The organism is Priestia sp. GS2 (genome assembly GCF_036409025.1).
GTDB classification, from domain to species: domain Bacteria; phylum Bacillota; class Bacilli; order Bacillales; family Bacillaceae_H; genus Priestia; species Priestia aryabhattai_A.
Map to the genome: position 1 here is coordinate 2857363 of NZ_JAZGJX010000001.1, position 25177 is coordinate 2882539.

Annotated in this window: 30 protein-coding genes and 1 riboswitch; of the genes, 8 read left to right on the forward strand and 22 right to left on the reverse strand. The window is 37.4% G+C overall.

Annotation, left to right across the window (positions count from 1 at the left end; genetic code table 11):
* Nucleotides 1–32: 32 nt before the first annotated feature.
* The 4 genes from V2145_RS14540 to V2145_RS14555 are packed head-to-tail and all read left to right on the forward strand — an operon-like array spanning nt 33 to nt 1549.
* Nucleotides 33–623: a TetR/AcrR family transcriptional regulator gene (locus V2145_RS14540; RefSeq protein WP_094912364.1), complete on the forward strand. Its 591-nt coding sequence runs from the start codon at nt 33–35 to the stop codon at nt 621–623.
* Between the two features lie 24 nt (nt 624–647).
* A complete protein-coding gene (locus tag V2145_RS14545; protein ID WP_131887415.1) occupies nt 648–989 on the forward strand; it encodes a DMT family transporter in 342 nt (113 codons plus the stop codon).
* Between the two features lies 1 nt (nt 990).
* A complete protein-coding gene (locus V2145_RS14550) occupies nt 991–1305 on the forward strand; it encodes a DMT family transporter (RefSeq protein WP_094912361.1) in 315 nt (104 codons plus the stop codon).
* A 58-nt stretch (nt 1306–1363) separates the two neighbouring features.
* A complete protein-coding gene (locus V2145_RS14555) occupies nt 1364–1549 on the forward strand; it encodes a twin-arginine translocase TatA/TatE family subunit (protein ID WP_025908239.1) in 186 nt (61 codons plus the stop codon).
* 65 nt (nt 1550–1614) lie between these two features.
* Here V2145_RS14555 and V2145_RS14560 read toward each other — a convergent pair whose 3' ends face one another.
* The 8 genes from V2145_RS14560 to V2145_RS14595 all read right to left on the reverse strand — a co-directional run bounded on the left by V2145_RS14560 (nt 1615) and on the right by V2145_RS14595 (nt 7476).
* The gene (locus tag V2145_RS14560) at nt 1615–1854 is read right to left on the reverse strand and encodes a helix-turn-helix domain-containing protein (protein WP_094912359.1); all 240 of its coding nucleotides are present in this window, start codon (nt 1852–1854) and stop codon (nt 1615–1617) included.
* A 6-nt stretch (nt 1855–1860) separates the two neighbouring features.
* On the reverse strand, nt 1861–2001 hold the full coding sequence (locus V2145_RS14565; protein ID WP_311859050.1) for a YvrJ family protein: 141 nt from the start codon (nt 1999–2001) through the stop codon (nt 1861–1863).
* A complete protein-coding gene (locus tag V2145_RS14570) occupies nt 1994–2602 on the reverse strand; it encodes a sigma-70 family RNA polymerase sigma factor (protein WP_094912356.1) in 609 nt (202 codons plus the stop codon). The genes V2145_RS14565 and V2145_RS14570 overlap by 8 nt, the downstream gene beginning before the upstream one ends.
* 403 nt (nt 2603–3005) lie before the next feature.
* Nucleotides 3006–3989, reverse strand: coding sequence for a Gfo/Idh/MocA family protein (locus tag V2145_RS14575; protein WP_131887416.1), 984 nt, complete (start codon nt 3987–3989; stop codon nt 3006–3008).
* 409 nt (nt 3990–4398) lie between these two features.
* Nucleotides 4399–4575, reverse strand: a complete 177-nt coding sequence (locus V2145_RS14580; RefSeq protein WP_094912353.1) for a toxin-antitoxin system HicB family antitoxin — start codon at nt 4573–4575, stop codon at nt 4399–4401.
* A 16-nt stretch (nt 4576–4591) separates the two neighbouring features.
* Nucleotides 4592–5434, reverse strand: coding sequence for an SPFH domain-containing protein (locus tag V2145_RS14585; protein ID WP_094912351.1), 843 nt, complete (start codon nt 5432–5434; stop codon nt 4592–4594).
* Nucleotides 5435–5983: 549 nt separating this feature from the next.
* Complete coding sequence (locus tag V2145_RS14590) at nt 5984–6175, reverse strand: hypothetical protein (protein ID WP_094912350.1); 192 nt, start codon at nt 6173–6175, stop codon at nt 5984–5986.
* A 989-nt stretch (nt 6176–7164) separates the two neighbouring features.
* A complete protein-coding gene (locus tag V2145_RS14595) occupies nt 7165–7476 on the reverse strand; it encodes a hypothetical protein (RefSeq protein ID WP_210611098.1) in 312 nt (103 codons plus the stop codon).
* Between the two features lie 230 nt (nt 7477–7706).
* On the opposite strand from V2145_RS14595, the gene V2145_RS14600 reads away from it, so the two are divergent.
* On the forward strand, nt 7707–7904 hold the full coding sequence (locus V2145_RS14600; protein WP_025908246.1) for a cold-shock protein: 198 nt from the start codon (nt 7707–7709) through the stop codon (nt 7902–7904).
* A 37-nt stretch (nt 7905–7941) separates the two neighbouring features.
* Here the strand turns inward: V2145_RS14600 and V2145_RS14605 are convergent, their stop codons facing one another.
* From V2145_RS14605 to V2145_RS14620, 4 genes are all read right to left on the reverse strand, one after another.
* Complete coding sequence (locus V2145_RS14605) at nt 7942–9267, reverse strand: amidohydrolase family protein (RefSeq protein WP_256993382.1); 1326 nt, start codon at nt 9265–9267, stop codon at nt 7942–7944.
* 513 nt (nt 9268–9780) lie between these two features.
* A riboswitch (purine riboswitch) is annotated at nt 9781–9882 on the reverse strand.
* A gap of 119 nt (nt 9883–10001) precedes the next feature.
* Complete coding sequence (gene bluB, locus V2145_RS14610; protein ID WP_094912344.1) at nt 10002–10649, reverse strand: 5,6-dimethylbenzimidazole synthase; 648 nt, start codon at nt 10647–10649, stop codon at nt 10002–10004.
* 302 nt (nt 10650–10951) lie between these two features.
* Nucleotides 10952–11383 (reverse strand): hypothetical protein, encoded by a 432-nt coding sequence (locus tag V2145_RS14615; RefSeq protein ID WP_330987942.1) that lies wholly within the window; start codon nt 11381–11383, stop codon nt 10952–10954.
* A 67-nt stretch (nt 11384–11450) separates the two neighbouring features.
* Nucleotides 11451–12080 (reverse strand): DUF1643 domain-containing protein, encoded by a 630-nt coding sequence (locus V2145_RS14620; RefSeq protein ID WP_094912342.1) that lies wholly within the window; start codon nt 12078–12080, stop codon nt 11451–11453.
* 228 nt (nt 12081–12308) lie between these two features.
* Between V2145_RS14620 and trhA the strand changes: the two genes are divergently transcribed.
* Nucleotides 12309–12962: a PAQR family membrane homeostasis protein TrhA gene (gene trhA, locus V2145_RS14625; protein WP_094912341.1), complete on the forward strand. Its 654-nt coding sequence runs from the start codon at nt 12309–12311 to the stop codon at nt 12960–12962.
* A gap of 31 nt (nt 12963–12993) precedes the next feature.
* Here trhA and V2145_RS14630 read toward each other — a convergent pair whose 3' ends face one another.
* The 10 genes from V2145_RS14630 to V2145_RS14675 form a co-directional block, all read right to left on the reverse strand.
* Nucleotides 12994–13971 carry a TIGR03943 family putative permease subunit gene (locus tag V2145_RS14630; RefSeq protein WP_131887420.1) on the reverse strand — a complete coding sequence of 326 codons (978 nt, stop codon included), beginning with the start codon at nt 13969–13971 and terminating at the stop codon, nt 12994–12996.
* Between the two features lie 10 nt (nt 13972–13981).
* Entirely contained in the window at nt 13982–14965 is a 984-nt protein-coding gene (locus tag V2145_RS14635) for a permease (RefSeq protein WP_330987943.1), read from the reverse strand.
* 336 nt (nt 14966–15301) lie between these two features.
* Nucleotides 15302–16489 carry an NRAMP family divalent metal transporter gene (locus V2145_RS14640; protein WP_094912336.1) on the reverse strand — a complete coding sequence of 396 codons (1188 nt, stop codon included), beginning with the start codon at nt 16487–16489 and terminating at the stop codon, nt 15302–15304.
* Nucleotides 16490–16498: 9 nt separating this feature from the next.
* On the reverse strand, nt 16499–17254 hold the full coding sequence (locus V2145_RS14645; protein ID WP_311859061.1) for a LamB/YcsF family protein: 756 nt from the start codon (nt 17252–17254) through the stop codon (nt 16499–16501).
* A 13-nt stretch (nt 17255–17267) separates the two neighbouring features.
* Nucleotides 17268–18275: a biotin-dependent carboxyltransferase family protein gene (locus V2145_RS14650; RefSeq protein WP_131887423.1), complete on the reverse strand. Its 1008-nt coding sequence runs from the start codon at nt 18273–18275 to the stop codon at nt 17268–17270.
* Complete coding sequence (gene pxpB / locus V2145_RS14655; RefSeq protein ID WP_131887424.1) at nt 18265–18984, reverse strand: 5-oxoprolinase subunit PxpB; 720 nt, start codon at nt 18982–18984, stop codon at nt 18265–18267. Before pxpB ends, V2145_RS14650 begins: the two co-directional genes overlap by 11 nt.
* A 212-nt stretch (nt 18985–19196) precedes the next feature.
* Complete coding sequence (gene treR / locus V2145_RS14660) at nt 19197–19913, reverse strand: trehalose operon repressor (RefSeq protein WP_094912329.1); 717 nt, start codon at nt 19911–19913, stop codon at nt 19197–19199.
* A gap of 56 nt (nt 19914–19969) precedes the next feature.
* The gene (treC, locus tag V2145_RS14665; RefSeq protein WP_330987944.1) at nt 19970–21655 is read right to left on the reverse strand and encodes an alpha,alpha-phosphotrehalase; all 1686 of its coding nucleotides are present in this window, start codon (nt 21653–21655) and stop codon (nt 19970–19972) included.
* 38 nt (nt 21656–21693) lie between these two features.
* Nucleotides 21694–23112: a PTS system trehalose-specific EIIBC component gene (treP, locus tag V2145_RS14670; protein ID WP_094912327.1), complete on the reverse strand. Its 1419-nt coding sequence runs from the start codon at nt 23110–23112 to the stop codon at nt 21694–21696.
* A 184-nt stretch (nt 23113–23296) separates the two neighbouring features.
* Nucleotides 23297–24217 carry a DMT family transporter gene (locus V2145_RS14675; protein ID WP_286175330.1) on the reverse strand — a complete coding sequence of 307 codons (921 nt, stop codon included), beginning with the start codon at nt 24215–24217 and terminating at the stop codon, nt 23297–23299.
* Between the two features lie 165 nt (nt 24218–24382).
* Between V2145_RS14675 and V2145_RS14680 the strand changes: the two genes are divergently transcribed.
* Complete coding sequence (locus V2145_RS14680) at nt 24383–24562, forward strand: YvzF family protein (protein ID WP_330987945.1); 180 nt, start codon at nt 24383–24385, stop codon at nt 24560–24562.
* Nucleotides 24563–24638: 76 nt separating this feature from the next.
* Nucleotides 24639–25151 (forward strand): shikimate kinase, encoded by a 513-nt coding sequence (locus V2145_RS14685; protein ID WP_094912325.1) that lies wholly within the window; start codon nt 24639–24641, stop codon nt 25149–25151.
* Nucleotides 25152–25177 lie beyond the last annotated feature (26 nt).

A 25177-nucleotide genomic window follows, 5' to 3' on the forward strand; every position in this document is an offset into this window, starting at 1 on the left:
CGTTAGGTAGATTAAAAGGGAGGTTATAAAGTATGGAGCATCCATCAACCGTTGACAGAATAAAAGCTGTCGCAATGACAGCTTTCGGCGAGAAAGGCTACACTGACACTTCTTTAGCTCATATTGCTGAGCAAGTAGGCATAAAAAAACCTTCGTTATATGCACATTTCAAAAATAAAGATGAGCTTTTTTTAGCTACGGTCGATGACCTAGTAGCTGTTTTTACTCAAAAGATGCAGAAGATTTTTGATGAACAGAAAGATGCACCCGCTCCTGATCAGTTAAAGCAATTTTTATTTCAGCTCTGCTTTGCGCTACAAGAAGATAGCTTTGGGCAAATGTATAGGCGCTTAATTATGTTTCCTCCTTTTCATTTGCAAACCTTTGTAAAAGAACGCTTTTTAGCAAGTGAAGAGTTATCTGATCGATTATTAACCTCCATCTTTGAACAAGGTATTACGGAGGGAACGATGCGAAACGAGAAAATTGACCGCTACATTAACAGTTTTTATTGCTTAACGGATGGGCTATTTGTTCAACGCTTTTACTACGACCAAGAGCGCTATTCTACCAAAATAGAAGATGCTTGGAGCATTTTTTGGTTAGGTATTAAAAAGGAATAAAAGAATAATAAAGGAGTTTTATTCATGGCTTGGATTTATTTAATTATTGCAGGTTTGTTTGAGATTGTGTGGGCGATGGGGTTGAAGTATTCAGAAGGTTTCACGCAGTTTTGGCCTTCTGTTGCAACATTAATTGCGATTGTCATCAGCTTTTTCTTCTTTTCAAAAGCACTAAAAGACATTGCAGTTGGGACTTCTTATGCCATTTTCACAGGTATTGGCGCAGCTGGAACAGCTGTCATTGGAATGGTTGCCTTAAACGAAGATGCAAGCTTAACAAGAATTTTTTTCTTGGTATTGATGCTTGTTGGTATTGTTGGCATTAAACTGGTATCAAGCGAAGACGATGTAAAGGAGGAAGGCTAATATGGCTTGGATTGCTTTAATTGGAGCAGGAATATGTGAAGTTGGTTTTGTTATCTTTTTAAAACTGTCAGATGGTTTTAAGCGCCTGCTTCCTTCTATTGGGTTTAGCGTATTTAGCCTTGCGAGCTTTTATTTACTTTCATTAGCTCTACGCGAAATCCCAATTGGTACGGCGTATAGCATTTGGACTGGTGTTGGGGCGGTAGGAAGCGTATTGTTAGGGATGTTTCTTTTTAATGAAAAGAAAGATTGGAAGCGTCTTTTATTTATCTCCTTTATCGTCATTGGCGTAATTGGATTAAAATTCACATCTTAACAACATAATCCATGCTATAATGAACTTGTATCTATTCTTTGACTAGGAGACGATGACCATGAACCTTGGTTTTGGAGAAATTGCGCTAATTGTCTTTGTTGCTTTGCTTTTATTCGGTCCGAAAAAGCTGCCTGAGCTTGGAAAAGCAGCAGGAAAAACGCTGCGAGAGTTTAAGCTTGCTACCAAAGGAATGATGGAAGACGATGAAGATGATAAGACAAAGAAAACACAAAAGCAAGTATGACCCTACTTCTTAGTCATAACACATAAACAAAGCAGATGTCCATGTAGACATCTGCTTTTTATTTACTACTTTTGCTGCTCTTCTTTTAAGACAGTTTCCCAAAAGCCTGGTGTATACTCAACACTAAATTTTTTTGCTGCTTGTACAATTTTAACATTCAGCTCTTGCTTAATGTCTTCGCGTTCTGTTGTGCACGCTGTTTGAGCTGCTTTCTTCACTTTCGGGGATAGTCTTTGCAGAAGTTCTTCAACAGCTTTTTCATCATCTTTTTTCACTCGTTCAATTAATTTATAAAGAGTTGTCATTCATCATCACTTCTTTCTTAAGTCACTTGAAAGATTTTCTACAGCTTCTTCCAGCTGCTTAATATTTGCTTCAAGCCTCACTAATAAGTAAAACGAAACCACGATAGGAAAGCCAACTTGATTAATAACGGATAACCATTCAACCATGTGCATCCCTTCCTTCTAATTGTTGTTTTAAGTGCATAAGTGAGCGTCGATACTTAAAAGAAACGGCCTGAGGCGAAACATGAAAAAAAGAAGCAATTTCACCATTGGTCCATCCTTCAACAATGCGAAGATGCAAAATAAGCTGCTGCTTCCAAGGCAAGGATACGAATGCTTTATAAAGCTCTTCATCTTCAATTTGATGGCTTAAAAATGATCTATTCCACCAGTCTCGATCTGCTACACCAAGCATTTCGCCGTACGTTCGCTGCTCTTCCATTACAATCGGCTGATCCAAGCTTTTTACATACTGTGTCTTCTGGTAAAGCTGCACTTTATCCCGTACAAAGTGCTTACATAACATTGAAATGTAAGACAAAAAGCGAATTTCACTATAAAATTCTTTGAACACTTCATCCACTAACGAAGCGTAGTGCTCACTCTTGTGGCGAAACGTCATTTGTAATAAATCGTAGTGATGATCATTTTTTAAAAAGTTCTTTAATAAAGGAGAAGAAAGTGCTGCTCTATTTTTTCGGTAAAATGCAGAAAAAGATGTTTCTAAATATGGGGGGATAAGATGATGTACAGATTCATTAACCATATAAATAACCTCCTATTTTTTTAAATATAGTAAATAAAAAGGGATAAGCTGAGAAAAAAACAACAAAAACAAGAACATTTGTTCTTTTTTTATATTAAAGGATAAGTATGTTAAAAGTCAAACTGTGGTTTTCAAGCATGTTATTACCAATAAATTAATCCTATATATGAAAATATGGATAAAAAGATTCCGACGTTAAAACATCTATTATTAATGGAAAAGTGACATTTTGGACTGGCTTCTTCTTTTTGTGTTTAGTTTCGCTTCTCTGTTAGGAGATACTTACTTTAAAAATTAGTCCCTACCATTTCTAATCGAGCTTACGTATTTCTTAGTGGGGAGCGTTTATTTCAAAAATCAAAAAGAAGCAGAGGTAATCCTTCTGCTTCTTTGTTGATATGTATTAGTTATCGTTTGGAAAAACGAGGCCGAGCTGACTGCGAACCTTGTCCATCACATGCATTGTTTCATATGAATTTTCAAATGAGTTTACAGTTGATTCTGTTTGCCCACTCTTTAACAGGTCGACAAATTCTTTTATCTCATAATACATCGACGGATGATTCTGTTCGACTGTAAGTTCTTCTACTTCACCATTGTTGTAGCGAATTTCTACTTTTTCGGCACTATTGATTTTATCAATAATCATGCTGCCTTTTTCACCTTGAATTTCGCTTGGAAGGTGTGAGTTTGTGATTTTAGAGTACATCACGACAGCGTCTTTATCATCATATGATAGGGCTACAGCACCTTCTCCATCAACACCTGATTCCAGCATAACACCAGTTGCCTTAACTTCTTTTGGAGCACCGAATAATGTGATCAGCGGATATAAGCAGTATACGCCCAAATCCATAAGAGAACCGTTAGCGAATTTAGGATTAAAGGCGTTTAGTACAATGCCTTCCTTATATTTATCGTAGCGAGAAGAGTATTGACAGTAGCTCGCAAAATAACGACGAACCGGCCCAATTTTATGTAGATTTTCTGCAATGACTTTAAAGTTTGGCATAAGCGTAGATTTCATTGCTTCCATTAATAAAACATTGTTGTTTTTTGCAGCTTGAATCATTTGCGTTACTTCCGTGGCATTGGCTGCAAGTGGCTTTTCACATAGAACATGCTTTCCATTTTTCATGAATAAGATTGCTTGTTCAGCGTGATACGCATTAGGTGACGCAATATAAACTGCATCGAGTTGATCGCTTGTAGCCATTTCTTCTAGGTTAGTAAACGTTGTTGTTACGTTATATTTAGAAGCAAATTCCTGTGCGCGCTCTTCTGTTCTTGAGTACACAGCGGTTAATTTGAAGTCTTCTACGTGACTTGCTGCTTCTAATAATGATTCTGTAATCCAGTTTGTTCCGATAACGCCAAAACGAATCATTTGATTCACTCCTTTTTTTACATATACGTCTTATTGTAGCCTGGTTCAAATTAAAAGTGCAATGAAATCGTTTTAATAATTCACAATGAGCGGAATATGACTTTCTTTTCAGCTCTATGAAACATTTTCTCTGCTCGACCTGATTTCCATTTCAAATTGCACCCTTGCCGCAGGGCGAGCACTCAGCCTCCTTGTATACTGCGGGTCTCACCTGTCTCGCTCATCCTACTGGAGTGGCGCATCTTTCATTCTAGTCACAGGCTTTTGGGCAAGATCAGCCTTTGATGAGGCTTGGTCTCTCTTCTGATAAATCAAAGAACATTCTCTGTTTGGCATGGTATCTTCATATTTACGAATAGGTACTTTTCCTTTGTATACGAAAAAAGCAAGTTGGCATATCGCCAGCTTGCTAGGTTTCGTCACTTTGCTCTTTTTGCTTACTAAGCCGTCCTTCTTTACGCACAGCCTCACGGAGTAAAAATTCAATGTGTCCGTTAACGCTCCGAAATTCATCATGTGCCCAACGCTCTAATAGCTTATAGAGCTCGGGGTCAATTCGCAGTGGGAAACTTTTCTTTTTTGCCATTCCTTCTCACAACCAATTAGTATAAGCTACCTGTATTCACCACAGGCTGTGTTCCTCGATCTGAAATAATTGCGACCATCAAGTTGTTAACCATATTGACTTTACGCTCTTCATCTAAGTCTAGTATACCATCTTGTTCTAATTGCTCAACTGCCATTTGTGCCATGGATACTGCGCCTTCAACAATCTTCTTACGAGCTGATAAAATAGCTGTTGCCTGCTGTCTTTGTAACATAGCGCTTGCAATTTCTGTTGAGTATGCAAGGTGTGTTAAACGCGCTTCAATTACTTCTACACCGGCAACCTCAAGACGGTCTTGCAGCTCTTTTGCTAATTCATCAGAAATTTCATCTGCGTTTCCGCGAAGCGTAAGCTCTACATTTTCAAACGTATCATAAGGATAACGTGTCGCTACTGCTCGAATTGCTGTTTCACTTTGAATCGCCACAAACTCTTCATACGAATCTACGTCAAACACCGCTTTGGCAGAGTCGACTACTTTAAACACAACAACTGCGGCAATCTCAATTGGGTTTCCTTCTACATCATTTACTTTTAACTTTTTGCTATTGAAATTTCGAACTCGTAGTGAAATGGTACGTCTAATTGTTAGTGGAACAGTTACGAACAAACCACTGCTACGAATACTTCCTAAATATTTTCCAAAGAAAATAACAACCTGAGATTGATTTGGCTGTACAACCGTCACACCGGAAGCTAACAATCCACCAATAGCAATAAGCGGAAGTCCTACAAGCGGCACCTCTTGAATGAGCATAAAAATACCGCCTATGATGGCTGCTAAAATCAACAGAATACCCACAAAACCATTTAAAATCCACGCTTGACGCTCCTGCAAAGTAATCTCCCCTTTGTCTTTATATCTTTTTCATATTATTATGATATCACTTTTAGAAATAAATGTAAATAAAAACCTAAATAATGTATTCTAATTCATGAAATACTAGGCTTTATAAATTTAAGTAGCATCCACCCTTTGGTACTTTGAAATATTCAAATTGTAAATTATCGGTATTTTTTATACAGATGCTTCTTAGGTTTTTAGATGTGTAGGTCAATAAGATTTTTAGACTTGAGGATATTTAGATAGTAAGAAGTGGTAATGGTTGAATGAAAATCTCACGTTACTGCTGGATTCCTATATTAAAGAGGTATCCATGTTTACTTACAAATTGTTTTATAGCATATAAATCAGTCTGTTCTGCAATATATTGCTTACACTCTTTTCCTTCACATATAAGGTTATGCTCCTTGATTCTTGGTATAAACGTTTGTGAGCTGACCTGATGATATATTTTAAGGAAGCATAGTAATTTCTTTCAATAACAAAAAGCTTAGGAAGCAAAAAAGCATCTAATCGCAGTATTAGATGCTTTTTCATAACGTTTTAATTTTTTTCTTCATTTTGGTTAACTACTCTATTTTTCTTCTTATCTAGAGCTATGCTTAAATGATAGATAAATATCAGCAAACCACAAGTAACCATTACCCAACGCATAAACCCATCGAATCTAGGATCAAAAATGTGGCTTAAAGCTATTATAAGCCCTGCTAACATACCGAGAAAATTTAAAAACAAGTAAACAACTCCTCTATTCCATTATTTTCCTCACGATTACATTTTATCATTTTGTATTCATTCGTGATTAACATAATTTTTTTATAGAGATAAAAGTGTTTTAATAGAAGAGTAAATATTTCAAAACAAGAAAGGGAGAACAAATGAACTTTGTTTTTAATTTTATAGTTGAATTCGTTGAAACAATTATTATAATGTGGCTTGTTTCATTTGCGTTAGAAAAACTAAATCTTTATCAGATAGAGAAAAAAATGAAATGGAAATTCATATTTATCCTTTCATTCATATTAGGTCTTATCTTTGCATTAATTGACTTAGCCTTAAATTTAGATGGTATATAAATTTAAGGCTTCTCTTATGAGAAATTCTGTATAATAAAGGTTACTCAAGCTAAATAAACTAAACATATTGTTTTTAACGCCCAAATATTAAGCTAATAATAACTACAACCAACATAAAAATTAGCATTAATACATTAACTTTAACTAGGAATAAGGCCCACTTCTTTTCATTTATGGCAAAGTAAAAAACAACAACATAAAACAATACAGAGATTGTCCCTCTTGCAATAAATTGCGTTCCTAATCCGTAGTCTGTCAGGAAAAAGCATAAACTTAGCAGCAAAGAAAGAATAAAAATGGACAAATATGAGTTGTGAATTAACTTTTTTCTTTTTTGTTCATGTTCAAATAAATACATACGAATACCTCGACGTTGGATTTTATACCATTTTATCAATAATATAACTTCTAATTACTATGTATATCATATATATTGCTAGTTTACATAAATATTATTTCCGAAACTTACCAAAAAAGAAAAAAACGAGCCCTGGATACATAAGAGCTCGTTTGCTTTCTAAATTTATTCTTTATGCAGCTTTTTATATATTCTTAATTTAACAGTCTTTCTTACCACTTAGTAACAGCTCTTTATGAATATAAAAAATAACGTATTTATATGTTAAAATAATTAATTTCTATATCCTCTCATACATCATTTCCTACTAAACCGTTCGTAATCTTTCTAAAAACCATATGCATACATTTAGTTGCTCCTAGCATAACAGCAACAACAGTGATGATTTTGCCCATCATTTGTACAAGTCCATTTTCAATATAACTTTGAAGCACATGACCAACTATGTAAAAGCAACCAACTGCAAGTCCAATGGTCATGATAAAAGTAGCAGCAACACCAATACGTTGTTGCCAAGTTAGCTTTTCCACCACTTCTCGATTTGCCACTACAACATAAATTAAAACAAAAATAAATATTAATAGAGAAAACAAGTCTTCCATTCTAGTCGCCTCCCCTTCTTTATCCAAATTGTAACATATTAAGTTCTTTTTTGAAGTTAACATAGTTTTTTTCGAAAAAAAGGTTTCTTTTTAAAGAAAAAGTGTTATACTAGGTATATTATTTCTTGTTCGGTGTTGGAAATAGAAAGACTTTCTTTAAAGTGATTTTTATTGAAATTGAGCAGAGATAGTAATATATTCGTGGATTGTTCCACACAGGAGGTACTACAATGGTACAAGGTAAAGTAAAATGGTTTAATGCAGAAAAAGGTTTTGGATTCATCGAAGTTGAAGGTCAAGACGATGTATTCGTACACTTCTCAGCTATCCAAGGCGACGGTTTCAAAACACTTGAAGAAGGTCAAGACGTATCATTTGAAATCGAACAAGGCGCTCGTGGACCACAAGCTGCTAACGTTCAAAAGTAATAATTTAGAAGCACTCACAGCGTGAGTGCTTCTTTTTTTATCCAATTAATAACTGATTCTCTTTCCATAGAGCTGTCAAGTTATGATCAGCTAAGCGCTGATGCGTCTCTTTCACACTAACCCACCTGTTTTGAACATAAACAAAGCGTGTCTCTGGGATTTCAGTCCATATCTCTGGCATTGACTGCACGTTTAGAAGGACGAAGTTTGCTTCATTTCCCTCTTCAATTCCATATTTTCTTTTTCCAATTAATTTTGCTGGAATACTAGTAATCATTCGAAGAAGCTGCTTTTGTTCTTCAGGACTCCCCATATGAGCAACATATCCTGTTAACAAGCCAATTTGTAATAAATCGGCTTTGCCAAACGGATGAAAGGGATCATGAACGTTATCTGAAGCCGTTGCTACGGGAATAGCTGATTTTTGGAGCTCTTTAATTCGCGTTACTCCTCTTCGAATAATGCCTCGATCTTCACGCCCTTGTAAATAAAGATTTGCAGCTGGAAGCGTTACTGCTCCAATTTTAGCATCATGCATTAAAGTTAAAATTTTCTGAACTTTTTCTTCATCCATTCCTGCTAACGAACACAAGTGACCAGCTACTACTTTTCCCTGCATCTTATGAGCAATGGTTTGCTCAGCTAAATAAATGATTGTATCGACATCCGGATTGTCACTTTCATCAATATGCAAATCCAGTGGCAAGTCATACTCTTTAGCAAGAATAAACAAGGCGTCTATATCTTCGTTAGGATGACTAGCTAAATGAGGACAACCTCCAATTGCATCGATTCCTAACTCTACTGCTCTCTCAACTTTTCTCATAATATGGTCATCATGTATGTTCACCGATCCAAATAACGGAACAAGCTGGATTTCCATGTACGGACTGAGCTCATCTCGTGCATCCGCTGCTGCTTGAAGTCCTCTAAATAGAATATCTTCTTCTAATAAACAATTAAAATCAATATGTGTGCGTATAGCTGTCGTTCCATTTGCTAACGCCTGTAGTGCTGTTTTTACAATACGCTGTCTAATTTCTTCTTCAGAAAACAGCGCAATGCTAGACGCATAGCTTTCAACTGCTTCAGCTAGAGTACCAGAAAGGTTAGGCACTTGAGGTAAAGAGTGAGCTTTATCTAAATGCATGTGCATGTCTACAAATCCAGGTAGCATAACTCGCCCTTGAGCATCTAAAGCCGTTTCTTTTCCCAAAATATCTGCGTGCAGCTCTTCAAACTCATCATCTTCCATATAGCCGTTTTGCAACACAATTGAGGTATACATTCCATCTGTAATTTTCACTTCAAAAAGTGCGTGATCATGAATTAATGGTAAGCGGACGTTAACTAAATGTAACAATCTTAACCCTCTCCTCTATAATCTTTTCTTTTTTGCAAGCGATACTATCTCTTCAGCATATTGGGGAGCTGAAGCTCTTGTTTGCACTAATTCGCTAAATTACCCAAAATACCTTCTTTTTCTTTCGATAAATCATTCGAACACTCGACAAATTCAAGCAAAAAAAAAAGAAGCAGTGTCCCCACACTGCTTACACAAAGAAAAATGCTAGAAAATAGATAAATGTACTTCCAATGGTTAATGAGGGCTTGCAGAAATGCTAAAGCGTGTAGCTTCGTCTCCCTCCGCTAGCTTGTCTCCCCAGAAAGCTAACGGCACACCCAACGACAAGCATACACAGTGTTGCAATAGATACAATAAGAAAAAGCCCAAAGCAAAGGTAGGTATCTCATAATTGATGAGCAAAAACCTACCCGCCTGGGCTTTTATCCCTTCGGTGTCATGCCGTTCTGTCAAAAACATTAAGCATGTAAATCGCTTGGACCAGACCTTTTCATATTGAAAAGCGGGAACCTAGATTTACTTTTTACTCATAGTCTTGTTATTTACGGTAACAAGGTAGAAACGTTCGAGCCATATTCTCAAACATATATGAGTGACCGTATTCAGCTTTTTCTTGATATAAAGATACCTCGTTTCGACATGCTTGTCAACAATAAAAACGAATATTTTAATTTATAATTGTTAATTCGTTCGTTTTTTATATGAGCTCAACTGATTTTGAATCAATCAATTTATTGATTTTTCTCTCCCCACACATCTTCATAGATGAGATGTTCTAGAGATCGGCGCTGAGCCCAATTCGCTTGTTCTAAAATTGGTTTTTCCGGATAATTTTCCGTATATCCTACGGACATGAGCGCTACGGGATCAATATGCGGGGGGATATTTAAAATATCTCGTACATCATTTTTCTTATAAAAGCTCACCCATCCCATCGCCAGTCCCTCAGCGTAAGCAGCAAGCCACATGTTTTGAATGGCACAGGCTGTTGACATAATATCCGTCTCAGGTATTGAATTACGCCCCAGGACGTGTGAACCTCCCCTTGTTGGATCACATGTGACACAAATTGTAAGCGGCGCTTCTTTCAGTCCTTGAATTTTCAGCTCTAAAAAATCTTTCTCTTTTTGGCCTTCATAATGAATAGCCAACGCTCGTCTTTCCTTGTCAGCTGCCCAAGCTAATTTTTCTTTTACGCTATTTGACGAAATTAAAATAAAATTCCAAGGTTGCATAAACCCTACGGATGGCCCGTGGTGAGCAGCATTTAAAATACGATTAATTTTTTCTTCTGATACTTCCTTAGATAAAAATGTTCGAACATCTCGTCGACCATAAATAGCTTTGTATACTGCTTCTTTTTCTTCATGATTAAGCATGACTTTTTCACCTCAATATTTTTTAACTAGAGTGATGTCAATCTATGATATTTACGCCTTACTAGATGAAAATACGATAAGGAGCGCCACAAATATTGATCCATATTTTAACGTTCCTTTTTGACCCAGCAAGCAGCCGTAACTCACCTAATTGGCCAATAATAAATAAAGCACAAAGGAAAAGGTAACTACCATTACCATCACCTTCATGCTTTAGATGATTACCTATACCGTTGTAACGACTTTCTCTATTAAGAAAGGTCTTTTTTTCATTCTAACACGCAGTATTTTATTTGTATATATTATTGTTTGACACTGCAAATATACAAAAATGCTTGGAGTTCACACTGCATCTGCTTTAAGTGCGGTATGGCTTTTGTTAATAATCTCTCGTGTTGCTTCTTATAGCTTTCATGCAGCATTTTTTCAACCTTAATCTTTTCTTCATACAGAACATCAATTTTCTCTTCATTTCCATCCAAAGAAATTGGATTCAAAATGGCGAGATCATAAACAGGTTGTCCATATTCTAATTTATTTAAAATGGAGCGTAATAACGCTTCGTCATGAACATCTAATTCATATAAATAGTTTAATAAACTTCCAAGTTCATCAATGATAGTTAAATCAATTTCTACTTCCTGGACATTGGCTCCTTCTACATATTGAAAGCAAGTTGTATAAATGATTTCATACAACGTTTCCACTCTTTTGAGCGCTTCATCAATTGTCATGTAATGACCTCCTATACAGCATGGTTCATACAATTCTATGATGCAAGAGTTCATTTCATTACGGTCTTCAGCGGAAAATATCAATAATTTCTTCAATAACAGCAGAAGGATCTTCCTCTTGTGCAAACGACTTTATCTCAGTAAATGTAGGCTCAGAAAATTGATCGTTCACCTCTTCAATATAGGAGTAAATCTCTTTTGTTTCTTTCTCACTTTCTGAGAAAGACCATCTTTGTAGTTCAACACTTTGTGGAATATCTTCAACGGCTATAGGGCAGCCATTATCAGTCATCCCTAAGCAGTACATCGGTGTCTTTCCATTTGTACAGATATCCTCTTGCCTATTGTGAATTTCACCTTTATCTCCCCATGCGGCAATTACTAAATGTGCACGATTAACGGCCTGCGTCAAATATTGATTGGTTCCAACTCCGACGGCTTCTTGCTTTGAGAGCTTCGCTAATAATCTCTCATCTTCAGCTTGATAGCTAAATAAATAGACAATTTCTAAAGAACCAAAGCCCCACTGTTGTGCTAACTGCATACATTTCTGCAATTCTTCTTCACTTTGTTGAGTACCTGTATTCATTGGAGATGATAAGATGAACGTTACGGTCCGATCATTCTTTGCACTCCAAGCTACTTTAAAAGAATATTGATATGTTCCTTCTTCGTCGAATATCGCTTCTCTTTTCACTTCCCAATCACCCTCTTCTCTATCATTTCATTCTATATGTATTTTGAAATAGCAAAGGCATGACAACTTTTCTATCTTTTTGGAAAAATTTATCTTACCTTCTCATACATGTGTTTTACAGCTATGAATCACATTCATCTATTGGTACAAGTTGTTGTTAAATTAGATAATTTTAAAAAAATGGTCTATAATAAGACCATATATTCTGATAAAGAGAGGATTTTGTAAGTGGCGAATACACATACATTTACAAAAGGTGAAGAGATTGCAAATGCAATCACGCACGGAGTTGGAGTCATCTTAAGCATTGTTGGACTCACTCTTCTTATTGTATTTTCTTCATTACAAGGTACACCTTGGCATATTGTTAGCTTTACGATTTATGGCATTACCATGTTATTACTATACGTATCATCAACGCTTGTTCACAGCTTTCCTGAAGGCAAGGTAAAAGATTTATTTGAAATCTTTGATCATTCCTCCATTTATTTATTTATCGCTGGAACCTATACGCCGTTTTTATTCGTCGTTGTGAAAGGAACAATGGGATGGACCCTCTTTGCTGTTGTATGGGGGATTGCGATTGCAGGAATTGTGTTTAAAGCTTTCTTCGTAAAAAAATTCCTCTTTATTTCAACAGTCCTATACGTATTAATGGGTTGGATGATTGTCTTTGCATGGAATTCTCTAAAAGCAACATTAGAAACACCAGGCTTAGTTTTGCTTGTTATCGGTGGAGTTCTTTATACGATTGGCGCTATTTTTTACGTTTGGCGAGGATTTCGCTTCCATCATATGATTTGGCATTTATTTGTACTTGGGGGAACAGTCACGCATTTTCTTGCGGTTCTTTTATATGTACTACCGATTGCAATTCAATAAAAAAGAGGCGATTTATCGCCTCTTTTTTATTTTAAGACCCACCAGGTGCTACAAGCTGTTCACCTTGATACATCTCATAGACATACGGATTTTTTGGACGATCAATGGATTCGACTTTTTCTATGTTTACGTATGGCAATGAAGCGCCGTTATAAGCTTGTTGGCCGATGGTTCCTTGTACTTTAATCCATTCGTCCGTTTCCAGTTTTGTAGCATTCGAAGCGGTTGAAAGCGTTCCATATACGGATGCATCCGCTACGCAGCAAGATAAGCCAAAGCGGGCGACTACGAATTGATCTCTTTTAAACCCTTCTTCCCGATACACAAAACCTTTTACTTCAATCGTCTTTCCAACAAATTTTTCAACGTTTGTCTCGATGATATTCATGATTGGAATATATTCTTTATCGCTTACTACAATATGATCTTGCTTCATTAGCTTAGCTTCTAGTTTTTCATAATACCCTTCTGGTGCCTGCTGAGGTACGAACCCTTTGGGATGCTCCAAAGGAACGCCTCCATCTTCCTGTGGCTCTTCAACTTCCGCTCCTAATACTTGGTTCATATAGTCTTCTAGTTCAGCATCTGCGCTCTCTTGCAATTCTTGGCGTTGCTCTGGCGTAGGAGTTTCTTTTACTCCTTCTGCAAACTTAATTCCTCTTTTTTCAGCCACTGAGCTTCCTAATGAATGATTAGGTAATAAAAAGCCGGTCATAATTGGCAGTAAAAATAAGAGATAAATAAACAAGGTCTTAACCTTCCCTTTTTCAAAATGATCATGTTCGCAAGCGCAGCTTCCCCCCTCCTCAACCTTTATACTGCTTCGCCAAATTTGCACAACTCCTAAGAGAAAGAATGTAATGCTAGAAAAATAAATAAACGGCATCATTTTTGGAGCAATAAAGTAAACCATTTGCTCAGTCAAAATAAGCTTAAACATTAAAAGCGCAAACCCAATTAAGAAAATGCCTCGGATATAGGTGATAAACTGTTCATCCATTCGCTTCATAATATCCTCCTCATCCCATTAGCCATCCATACATCATCACAACTCCGTAAACAATAACCGTGATCATTAAAATAAATCGAATAGCAAACTTCTTTTTGAAAAAAGCAAATAGCATAATTGTATTTTTTAAATCAATCATAGGTCCATACACTAAAAAGGCAAGCAGCGCAGTCGGTGTAAACGTATGAGCAAAAGATGAAGCAACAAATGCATCTGCTTCTGAACACAAGGAAAGCACGTAAGCAAACCCCATCATGACTGCAGACGATACGTATTCATTGCTGGCTAAGCTGACAAGAACCTGTCGATCCAAAAACGTTTGAAAAAGGCTGGCAACGAGTGCGCCAAATAATAAATATTTTCCCATATCAAAAAATTCATCGCTCGCATGATAAAGTGTTTGCTTCAGACGATTTCCTTTTCCATGATCTGAATGAACGTGGACGTGGACATCCTTAAGCTGATTTTGATTGCGGAACGTCCAATAAATCGCTAACCCAATGAGCAAACACACAATCACAGCAAGTCCCATTCGACTATATACAATAGACAAATCGGATTGAAATGCATAAAACGTAGAAGCAAATACAATTGGATTTAGAATGGGTGCTCCAACTAAAATAACCATTCCAACATGCAACGGCATTCCTTTTTTCAAAAGCCTTCTTACAACCGGAATAATGGCGCATTCACAAACCGGTAAGATGGCACTAACTACGACGGCCGATACGAGTGCAAGATATGGATTTTTTGGAATCATTCGCTGAATCGCTCGCTCTGATATAAACACTTGAATCAGAGCTGATGCAAACACACCAAGCAAAATAAATGGTATAGCTTCAAAAACAATGCTTAGAAAGATCGTATTGACATTCAGTAAAGATGTGGGAATAGCTAAGTTACTTGTATCTATATCAACAAAGAAAAAACAATACCCAAACAACAGCAGCAGCAACAATCCAACTAACTCTTTACTTACTTTTGATAGCGTCATACTCTATCATCCACCTCCGGCTGTTCTATCATTTCCATTAAGTACTTTTATGTGAATCTATTAACTACCATATGAGGAATAGTAGAGTATTTATGCTAGAAATCATAAAAAGAGTTTGGGACACAACAAAATGATTACTTCTAGAAGACAAACAATAACTATGGCCATACCTTTGGGTTCACTAGACAACTTCGTTCCATTGCGCTGCGGTCCATTCCTGTTTCCAAATATTTTTTTTCGAATAAATAAAAAACCTGAACAATCAAAAGTTATAAAACTTTTGATTGTTCAGGTACAGTAGGGACTTCACTACTTATGTCTCAGTTCTCTGCTACGTTAAAATAATTGTCCTAGCTGCTTAAAAAGCGTATACACACCCATAACAGCCATAATAACTACAACGAAGGTGCCGAAAATGGTAAGCCAAAGTGGATGCTGATAGTCTCCTACAATTTTTTTCTTATAGGCAGCTACAAGCATTGTACCAAGCGAGATTGGTAAGATTAGCCCATTTAAAGCACCTGCTAAAATTAAGAGGGTAACGGGCTGACCAATAGTTAAAAACACCAATGTTGATATAGTGATAAAACCGATAATGACCCAGTTTTCATATTGAGCAACTTTTTTATTAAATGATTTAATAAATGATACAGACGTATAAGCTGAACCAATGACGGATGTAATTGCAGCTGCCGCCATTACTACGCCAAACAGCTTATACCCGATATTTCCTGCTGCGAGCTGAAATACAGATGCGGGTGGGTTATCAGGGTTTAACGTAAACCCTTGACTGATGACGCCCAATGTTGCAAGAAAAAGAAAGATTCGAACGAGTGATGCTATGGTAATACCCGATACAGCACCTCTTGTCACTTCTGGAATAGCAGCTTTCCCTTTAATCCCAGCATCTAACAAGCGATGACCACCAGCAAACGTAATATAACCTCCTACTGTTCCACCTACTAACGTTACGATTGCGATGACATCAATTTGATCTGGCATAAACGATTTAGCAATTGCTTCTCCTACCGGTGGAGAAGACGAAAAGGCAACATAAATCATAAGTAAAATTAAAATGCCTCCCATCAGCTGTGCAAATCGATCCATTAGCTTGCCAGCTTCCTTTACAAGAAACACACCAATGGCAATAACTGCCGTAATAATCGCTCCTACCTGTGGTGAAATGCCAAATAATACGTTTAGTCCTAATCCAGCTCCGCCTACGTTTCCAATATTAAACGCTAGACCTCCAATTACAATCAGAATAGCTAGAAATAAACCTAGTCCCGGTACAACCATATTGGCAATATCTTGCGCTCGCTTTTCTGAAACTGCAATGATTCGCCAAACATTTAGCTGAACACCAATGTCTAATAAAATAGAAAGTAAAATAACAAACCCAAAGCTAGCAGCTAATGCTTGGGTAAACACCGTAGTTTGAGTTAAAAAGCCTGGCCCTACAGCTGATGTAGCCATTAAGAACGCAGCGCCCAGCAAGACGCTCCAATTGCGGTTTGTTTTCATGCTGTCACCTCATCTTGTTTGGATAATAATTCTTTCTTCCTTAAGCTGATGATGAATGGATTTTGCAAATACAATAGCATTCGGTCCGTCCCCATGAATACAAACTGTATCTGCTTCAATTTTTATTTGTTCCCCTTGACGGGTATGTACTTTTCCTTCTTTGATCATGGTAATAACTTGATTGATGGCTTGTTGGGTATCATGAATAACAGAGCCTTTAATCGTTCGAGGCGTTAACGTACCATCTTTTTCATACGTTCGGTCTGCAAACACTTCGTTTGCGGTTGATAAGCCAATTCGCTTTCCAGCTGTAACAAGCGCACTTCCTGCTAGTCCGTACAGAATTAACTCTTCACCTATTGTGTAAATCGCTTCTGCAATTCCTTCTGCTAGCTCTGTGTTCACTGCCGCCATATTATATAATGCACCATGAGGCTTTACATGATGCAACGGTGCTCCTAAAGCTTGACAAAAAGCTGATAAGGCACCGATTTGATACAGCGTTATATCGAACGCTTCGCGTGCGGAAATAGCCATGTTTCTTCGACCAAATCCACTTAAGTCAGGCAGTCCTGGATGCGCACCAATTGCGACGTTTTCTCGAAGCGCTAGCTCGACGGTTCTTTGCATGACAGAAGGGTCCCCAGCATGAAAGCCACAAGCAATATTAGCAGACGTTACGTACGGTAATATCGCTTCGTCATTTCCAATAATGTAAGCACCAAAGCTTTCACCCAAATCACAATTCAAATCAATTGTTACCAAAAAGACACCTCCCTTAGTTTTTCATCCTCAGCATTATCTTTAAATGATCAAGTAATTTCTCTTGTTTCATTAAGCACTTTTGCGCCGTTTTTAATGAAATCATTTTAAACGTCAGCTGTTTTCCAGGCGGTACTTGTGCAAGTGTAGAAAAATCAGTTGACGCTACTTGACCAATTCTCGGATAACCACCTGTTGTCTGGTGGTCAGCTAATAGAATAATCGGTTGACCGTCATTTGGAACTTGAATAGTACCAAACGTAACCCCAGTTGATAGCAGCTCTCGTTGGTTTGTTTGCTTCAGTACTGTACTCTCATTTTGCAATCGATATCCCATTCGATCTGATTGAGGAGTAACTGAATAGCTTGTATTAAAAAAAGACACCTTACTTTCTTCCGTAAACCAACTGTATTCCGGTCCTTCAATTACTGAAATTATTGGATTTTCTTCGTATCGCGGCAGAAAATCTGGATGAATGGTCCAAAATGCTTGCTTGAAAGGCTTATCCGTCTGCTTGGTTATAAGCCGACTACGAATTAGTTCTCCTACTTTTGTTTTAGGGTGACAAAGTAGCCGATCTCCCGCCTGCAGCGCACGCCCTTTAAAGCCACCGATTTCTGGACGTAATGACGTCGATAAGCTTCCCATCACTGGGTTCATAGCAAATGAACCAGATACAGCTAAATAAGCACGACATCCTGATTTTGGAAAACCAAATGCTAACATACTGCCCTTTGATACAAAAACAGGACGCCACATCTTAACGGGTTCATCATCAATTGTTGGTGACAAATCTCCTCCCGTAATTGCGATAAGCGTATCTTCTTCAAACTTAATCTTTGGTCCCATTAAGGTGATTTCTAGTGCTGCTTTTCCCTCTTCATTTCCAACAAGCAAATTTGCAATTCGAAAAGCAAGAGCATCCATAGCTCCACTCACGATAATTCCTTGTTTTTGAAATCCTTGTCTTCCCAAATCCTGAACAGTTGTTAGTAACCCTGGCCGGATGATATTAATACTCATGGTCACCCTCCTTTTGAGCCACATATTCTTCTTTGGTAATCGGTATAAAACGAATGGAGTCTCCCGCTTTTAAAAGAACTGGCTTTTGATTTAGTGGCTTAAATAATGATAGGGGCGTTCGTCCAATGATTTGCCATCCTCCTGGTGTTTCAAGCGGATAAATTCCTGTTTGTTCTCCTGCAATACCAACTGACCCTTTTGGTATGGCCGCTTGAGGATTTCCCTTTCGTGGAGTAGCTAATCGTTTGTTCATTCCACCTAAGTATGGAAAGCCGGGTGCAAACCCAATCATATAAACTAGGTAGTCTTCGGATGAATGAATCTTAATTATTTCTTCTTCCGTAAGTTGATGATAATTTGCAACATGGTCTAAATCAGGCCCAAACTCATGACCATAGCAAACCGGTATTTCAACAATACGAGACGTTGATTCGCCTTCAGTTTTTAGGAGCTGAAGAAGGGCTTCTACTTTATTTTTTACGATTTCATAGGGGGTTTTTCCAACTCGATTAGCAAAATTAGAAGGCTTATAGTAAATCGTTACTGTTGTAAAAGCAGGTACATATTCAATTATGCCTTCAAAACGATTAGCTTCAAGAGTCGCTATAAACTGTTGGACCTTTGTATGTATTGCTGGATGAATAACCTCACCGAATGAGACAACGATACCGCTATCTCCCAATGGATAAATGTTGTATTCAGTGTTCACTCGTTATCCACTCCTTTCTTCCCTTCTATTGTCTCTTGAATGTAATCGTTCAATTCCTACCTCAAAAAAATTACACACTACGTTTCAATTAATCAAAATAATCTCGTTATTTCAAGCTTTCGATCATAATTGTGCCAAAAGACACGGATTATGATTTGGCAAAGCAAAAGAAAAAGCACTAAAGAATTAAGAGAATTTTCCCCCTCTGCTCTTTAAATGCCTCTTCTTGCGAAATCTACAAACCGAAATTTATCCAGCCTGTGTCTCGATTCCGTATATTGAAATAAACTTGCGTCATTAAGATAAACGTAATTTCTTACAACGACGATGTGAGTATAATCTTTTAAATCTAAATAGCGCTCATCATCTTCCGTTACTTCATCTACCGAAATTTCTTTTTTAGCAAAGCTAATGCTTAAACCTACTTCTTTTTCCAAATACTCATAGATAGACCCTTCACAAATTTCACGAGTTAAATGAGGAACCTTTTTTTGTAAAAAGAAATCCTTGTCTAAGATAATTTTCTCACCATCTATTTCACGCGCACGTACCACCTTCCAAATGGAGTCTCGCGATGTACTGTTTAGCTGCGTGCACAGTTCACTATCAGGCTTAATTAATTCAAAGTCTTCAACCACTGTTCTTGATTCATGTCCAAGTTTTTCAGCCATCTCTTTAAAACTAACAAGTCCTGAAATAGGGAAATCAAATCGCGATACTTCTAACACATAAGATCCCTTGCCTTTAATTTTTTGAATATAACCGTTTTGTGATAAAAGATTCAAGGCTTTTCGAATTGTTTCACGAGACGTGTGATACGCCACCACTAGCTCATTTTCAGAAGGTAGCTTTGTATGAGGTGGCCATCTCTTTTGTTTAATATTTTCCACTAGTTCTTCATAGATTTGCATAAACTTATTTTCTTTCATGACTTCACCTACCTTCGTTTATTTTATAAAAAGAACGATGAGTTGTCACTCATCGTTCACTTTTTAAGACGATATACAATTGATTCATAAGGGCGAAGCTGCACCTTAGCGTATTCTAATGATGAATCATCATAGTTTGATAATAAGATTTCGCTTTTATAGCCTTCGACATCAACCGTTTCAGGTAGCTCAAACGTTACGTCTTTACCATAGAAATTATTCACTACGAGAAGCTTTTCATTCGTTCCGTTTCGCACATATGCAAATATCTCTGGGTGGTTGCTTAAAAGAAGCTCGTAATCTCCGCTTGTAACGATATCATATTCTTGTCTAAGCGCAATTAACATTTGATAATGATAAAAAACGGATGTTTTGTCTTTTAAAGCACCCTCTACGTTTAGCTCTTTGTAGTTAGAAGCCACGTTGATCCAAGGTGTTCCTGACGTAAACCCACCGTGTTCTTTGTCGTTCCACTGTACGGGTGTGCGTGAGTTGTCGCGAGACTTTGCTTTTAAAATTGAAATAATCTCTTCCTTACTCATGCCTTCTTTACGCTTAATTTCATAGATGTTAAGTGATTCTACGTCACGGTAATCGGAAATATCATTGAAGCCTGGATTAGTCATCCCAATCTCTTCACCTTGATAAATATAGGGCGTACCTTGCATCATATGAATAGTTGTGGCAAGCATCTTAGCAGACTTGTCGTGAAACTCCTTGTCATTTCCATAGCGAGAAACTACCCTTGGCTGATCATGGTTACACCAAAATAGTGCGTTCCACCCTCCGCCTTTATTCATCTCAACTTGCCAGGTTGATAAAATATCTTTAAGCTTTAGAAAATCAAAGTCACCAACTGACCACTTTTCACCATTAGGATAATCAACCTTTAAATGATGAAAATTAAACGTCATACTTAACTCTTGACGGTCGGGACGCGTGTAGTTAATACAATGATCGATCGTTGTTGAAGACATCTCTCCGACTGTCATACTATCGTATTTTGAAAATACTTGTTCATTCATTTCTTTCATATACTCATGAACGCGAGGTCCATCCGTATAAAATTTACGACCGTCTCCAGGAGGCGTTTTCCCATCGTCATCTAAAAAGCGCTGATCTTTTGAAATTAAGTTAATAACATCTAATCGAAAGCCATCAACGCCTTTTTCAAACCAAAAGTGCATCATATCATACACTTGTTTACGAACCTTTTCGTTTTCCCAATTTAAGTCCGCCTGCGTTACGTCAAACAAATGAAGATAAGATTGATCTGTTAGTTCATCATGCTCCCACGCAGATCCACCAAATTTGGAAATCCAATTCGTAGGAGCCGAACCATCTTCTTTTTGATCTTTCCAAATGTAAAAATCACGGTACGGATTTTCCTTCGATTTTCGTGCTTCCTGAAACCACTTGTGCTCTGTTGAAGTATGGTTCACAACAATATCCATGATAACTTTAATATCGCGGCTATGAGCTTCCTTTAATAAGCGTTCAAAGTCTTCCATCGTGCCATACTCACTATGAATTGAAAAGTAATCGCTAATATCATATCCATTGTCGCGCTGTGGCGATTGATAAATTGGAGTAAGCCATACGACATCAACCCCAAGTGTTTTTAAATAATCTAACTTCTCAATAATTCCATTAATATCTCCAACGCCATTGCCAGACGTATCATAGAAACTCTTCGGATAAATTTGATAAACAACCGACTTTTTCCACCACGGCTGCGTCATCTTCATCACCATCACTTTCTTTACAATTCATTTTGATATTATACTTTTTTCTTCTGTAGCTTTCCAAAAAGTAGCGTTAAAACAAACGGCACAACAATTACAATTGCCATTCCGATTAAAAAAGCTCCCCAATCGCTTGGTAAAATGGATAGCGGTGCAGGAATTCCACCCACTCCAATGGATGCTGCTTTTACACCATTCATTGTAACGATAACACCTGCAATAGCAGAACCAATAATGGCTGAAATAAACGCAAATCGATAACGTAAGTTTACTCCAAACATGGCGGGTTCTGTAATTCCTAACCATGCAGATACCCCTGATGTTAGTGATAACCCGCGAAGTTTTTCATCATTTTTAGCCAATGTCATCATGGCAAATGCAGCTGACCCCTGCGCAATATTTGATAATGCCACCATTGGCCATAAGAACGTACCACCGATGCTACCAATGAGCTGAAGATCCACAGCTAAGAACGTATGATGCATCCCGGTAATAACGAGAGGTGCATACAGTCCACCATAAATGATACCACCGATAAACGGAGCTGTTTCAAACAACCATACAACTCCTGCTGTAATAGCGTTTCCAATTGCAAACGTTACAGGCCCAATTGCAATGAATGCCAGGAATCCCGTTAGTAATAACGCAACAGGTGCTACAACTAAAAGCTGAAAACCATCTGGAATACGCTTTCTTAAAAAGATTTCAATTTTAGCAAGCACCAATGATGCAACTAGTACAGGTAAGACCTGACCTTGATAACCTACCTTTTCAACTTCTAAACCAAATAAGTTCCATGTATCAATGTTACCTTTTTGAAGTGCTTCACCATATCCCCATGCATTTAATAAGTCTGGGTGAACAAGCATCAACCCTAGCACAATACCGAGCAGTGGACTTCCTCCAAAACGATTCACAGCTGACCAACCAATAAGACCCGGTAAAAAGACAAATGCGGTATTTGAAATCAAGTTGATCATACTCGCTAAATCTTTCCATTGTGTATGAACATCTACTAGCGACTTATCATCATAGAAGATCCCTGGCCCCGTTAAGATGTTGTTAATCCCCATCAACAAACCAGCCGTTACGATGGCAGGCAAGATTGGAATAAAGATGTCAGCTAATGTTTTAATAGCTCGCTGCAACGGGTTTAAATTTTTCGCAGCTTCATTTTTCACTTCGTCTTTTGATAATTCTCCGATACCTGTAATCGTTACCATTTCTTTATAAACTTTATCAACTGTTCCCTGGCCAATGACCACCTGGAACTGTCCATTTGTTGAAAAGAAGCCTTTGACTAAATCATGATTATTTAGCGCTTCTTCATTTACTTTCTTTTCATCATGCAGCACTAGGCGCAAACGCGTCACGCAGTGAGTTGCTGCTGAAATGTTTTCTTTTCCCCCAACGGCTTCAATGATTTGCTCGACAGATGTACGATTCACAGCCATAATCCTCTTCCTCCTTGTTATCGCTTTCATTTCTTATAAAAGAGGTACCCATATTTTTAATTGCGCTAACGTATAAAACATAACGTAACTAAAACTTGTATATACATGTATTACGTGTTCTATACTAACCTGTATATACAAGTTAGTCAACAATAAAAAAGCATTCTTTAAAAGAATGCCTCTCTTACACATGTGAATGTATTGTATTTTTCTTTTGATTGAACCATTTATCAATTAAGCCACTACCTAAGAATACACCTGCTACAATAAATAGAAAGCCAAACAGCTGAGCTGCTTGAATTTCTTCTTGTAAAAAAACAGCTGAACTAACAAGCGCAAAAAATGGATTTAAATTTACAAAAATGGATGACTCTGCTGGTCCAATATGTTGGACGGCTTGATTGTAAACCATATGTCCAAATGCTGTTGCTAGCAGTGCGGAACCTAAGAACAATAGCCATAAGTCTATTCTTGTTTGTGCCATCGTTTGCAATCCGTGTGGTTCTATAATGAAGCTAATTCCAAGTAAAAACGCTGACCCTGTTATTAGCATCCATCCTGTCATTAAACGCGCATCCAATGTTGTTGAAGCACGTCGAATAAACACATAACTAATGGCTTGCGTTAAGATAGATAAAAAGACAAACAAATCACCTTTTGTTCCACCCGTGACCGCTCCGCTTCCAGCTAATACGATAAAAGCAACTCCAGAAAACCCACTCACTACGCCAACAAAACGGAAGAATGTTAGCCTCGTGCCTAAAAAGAAAACTGCACAAATCGTCGTTAAAATTGGACTTAGCCCCAAAATTAACGCTCCGTTTGACGCACTGGTTTCTTTTAATCCCGTTGACAAAAAGAAATGATGGCAAACAACGTTAAAAAAACCAACCATCGTAATAAACCCAAGCTCTTTTAACGTAATTTTACGCAGTGATTTTGTAATTTTAAGAAAAACCAAAACGGCAATCCCCGCAAAAAGAATTCGAAAAGCCGTCATCGTAACAGGAGCAAATGCGCCTACAAGTAGCTTGAGCGCAACAACGTTCACTCCCCACAACAACATGACGAATACTAAAACACCGTAAATTTTATATTTATTCAATAACTCTCCCACCTAACGTACTGCTCTTATCCATTATTTTCAACTTCTCTATTGTAACGCTAATATAGTTGAATTTCTAGATATTCTTTACTCGAAATAATTACGAAAATCGACTCTTCGTGATATGATAGCGTAGCAATTACACAGAAAAAGGAGCGCTTATACATGATTGAGGTACGGCTCGCAGGGGACGCCAAAGAAATTGAAGAAATGATTAAAAGCTTCGAAAAACATTACACTATCAAACACCAGTCCCCTGAATATAATCGAAGCAATAACCCTAAATATACGAATCGTAAAACGACGCGGGTTTATTTATCAATGGAGTTAAAGCAAGCGGACTAATTTGTCTCACTTTTACAAATACTTCAACCTATATTATAATTCCATTAATATTTCATAGATAGAAAGAGGTTACAACATGGAGCAAACCATCGTTTTAGTTGGGTTTATGGGCGTAGGGAAAACAACGATTGGACAAGCACTTGCACGCAAACTAGATTTTCAATTCATTGATACGGACCAGCGTATTGAAGCAAGTATGGGCATGCAAACAACGGAAATTTTTCGTGTTCATGGAGAAGCATTTTTTCGGCAAAAAGAAAAAGAAACGATTTCTCAGCTCGTAAAAGAGAAAAAGACCGTTTTGTCTCTTGGAGGAGGCGCTTTTTTACAAGATGCCATTCGAGATGCTTGCTTACAAGACGGCATTGTTATCTGTTTATCTCTGTCTTTTGATGCGTGGAAAGAACGATTGGATGATTTACTTCCAACACGCCCTATTCTACAAGGAAAAAGTTTAGCAGAGATAGAAGAACTATTTTATAATCGCCAAGCCATTTATCAATCCTATCATCAAAAAATTGTAACTGATACCTTAACACCTGAAGAAGTAGCTGATGAAATTATTAGCTTTGTTCTTAAGGAAAACTAAAAGACGCCTTCTGCTGCTGTGCAGAA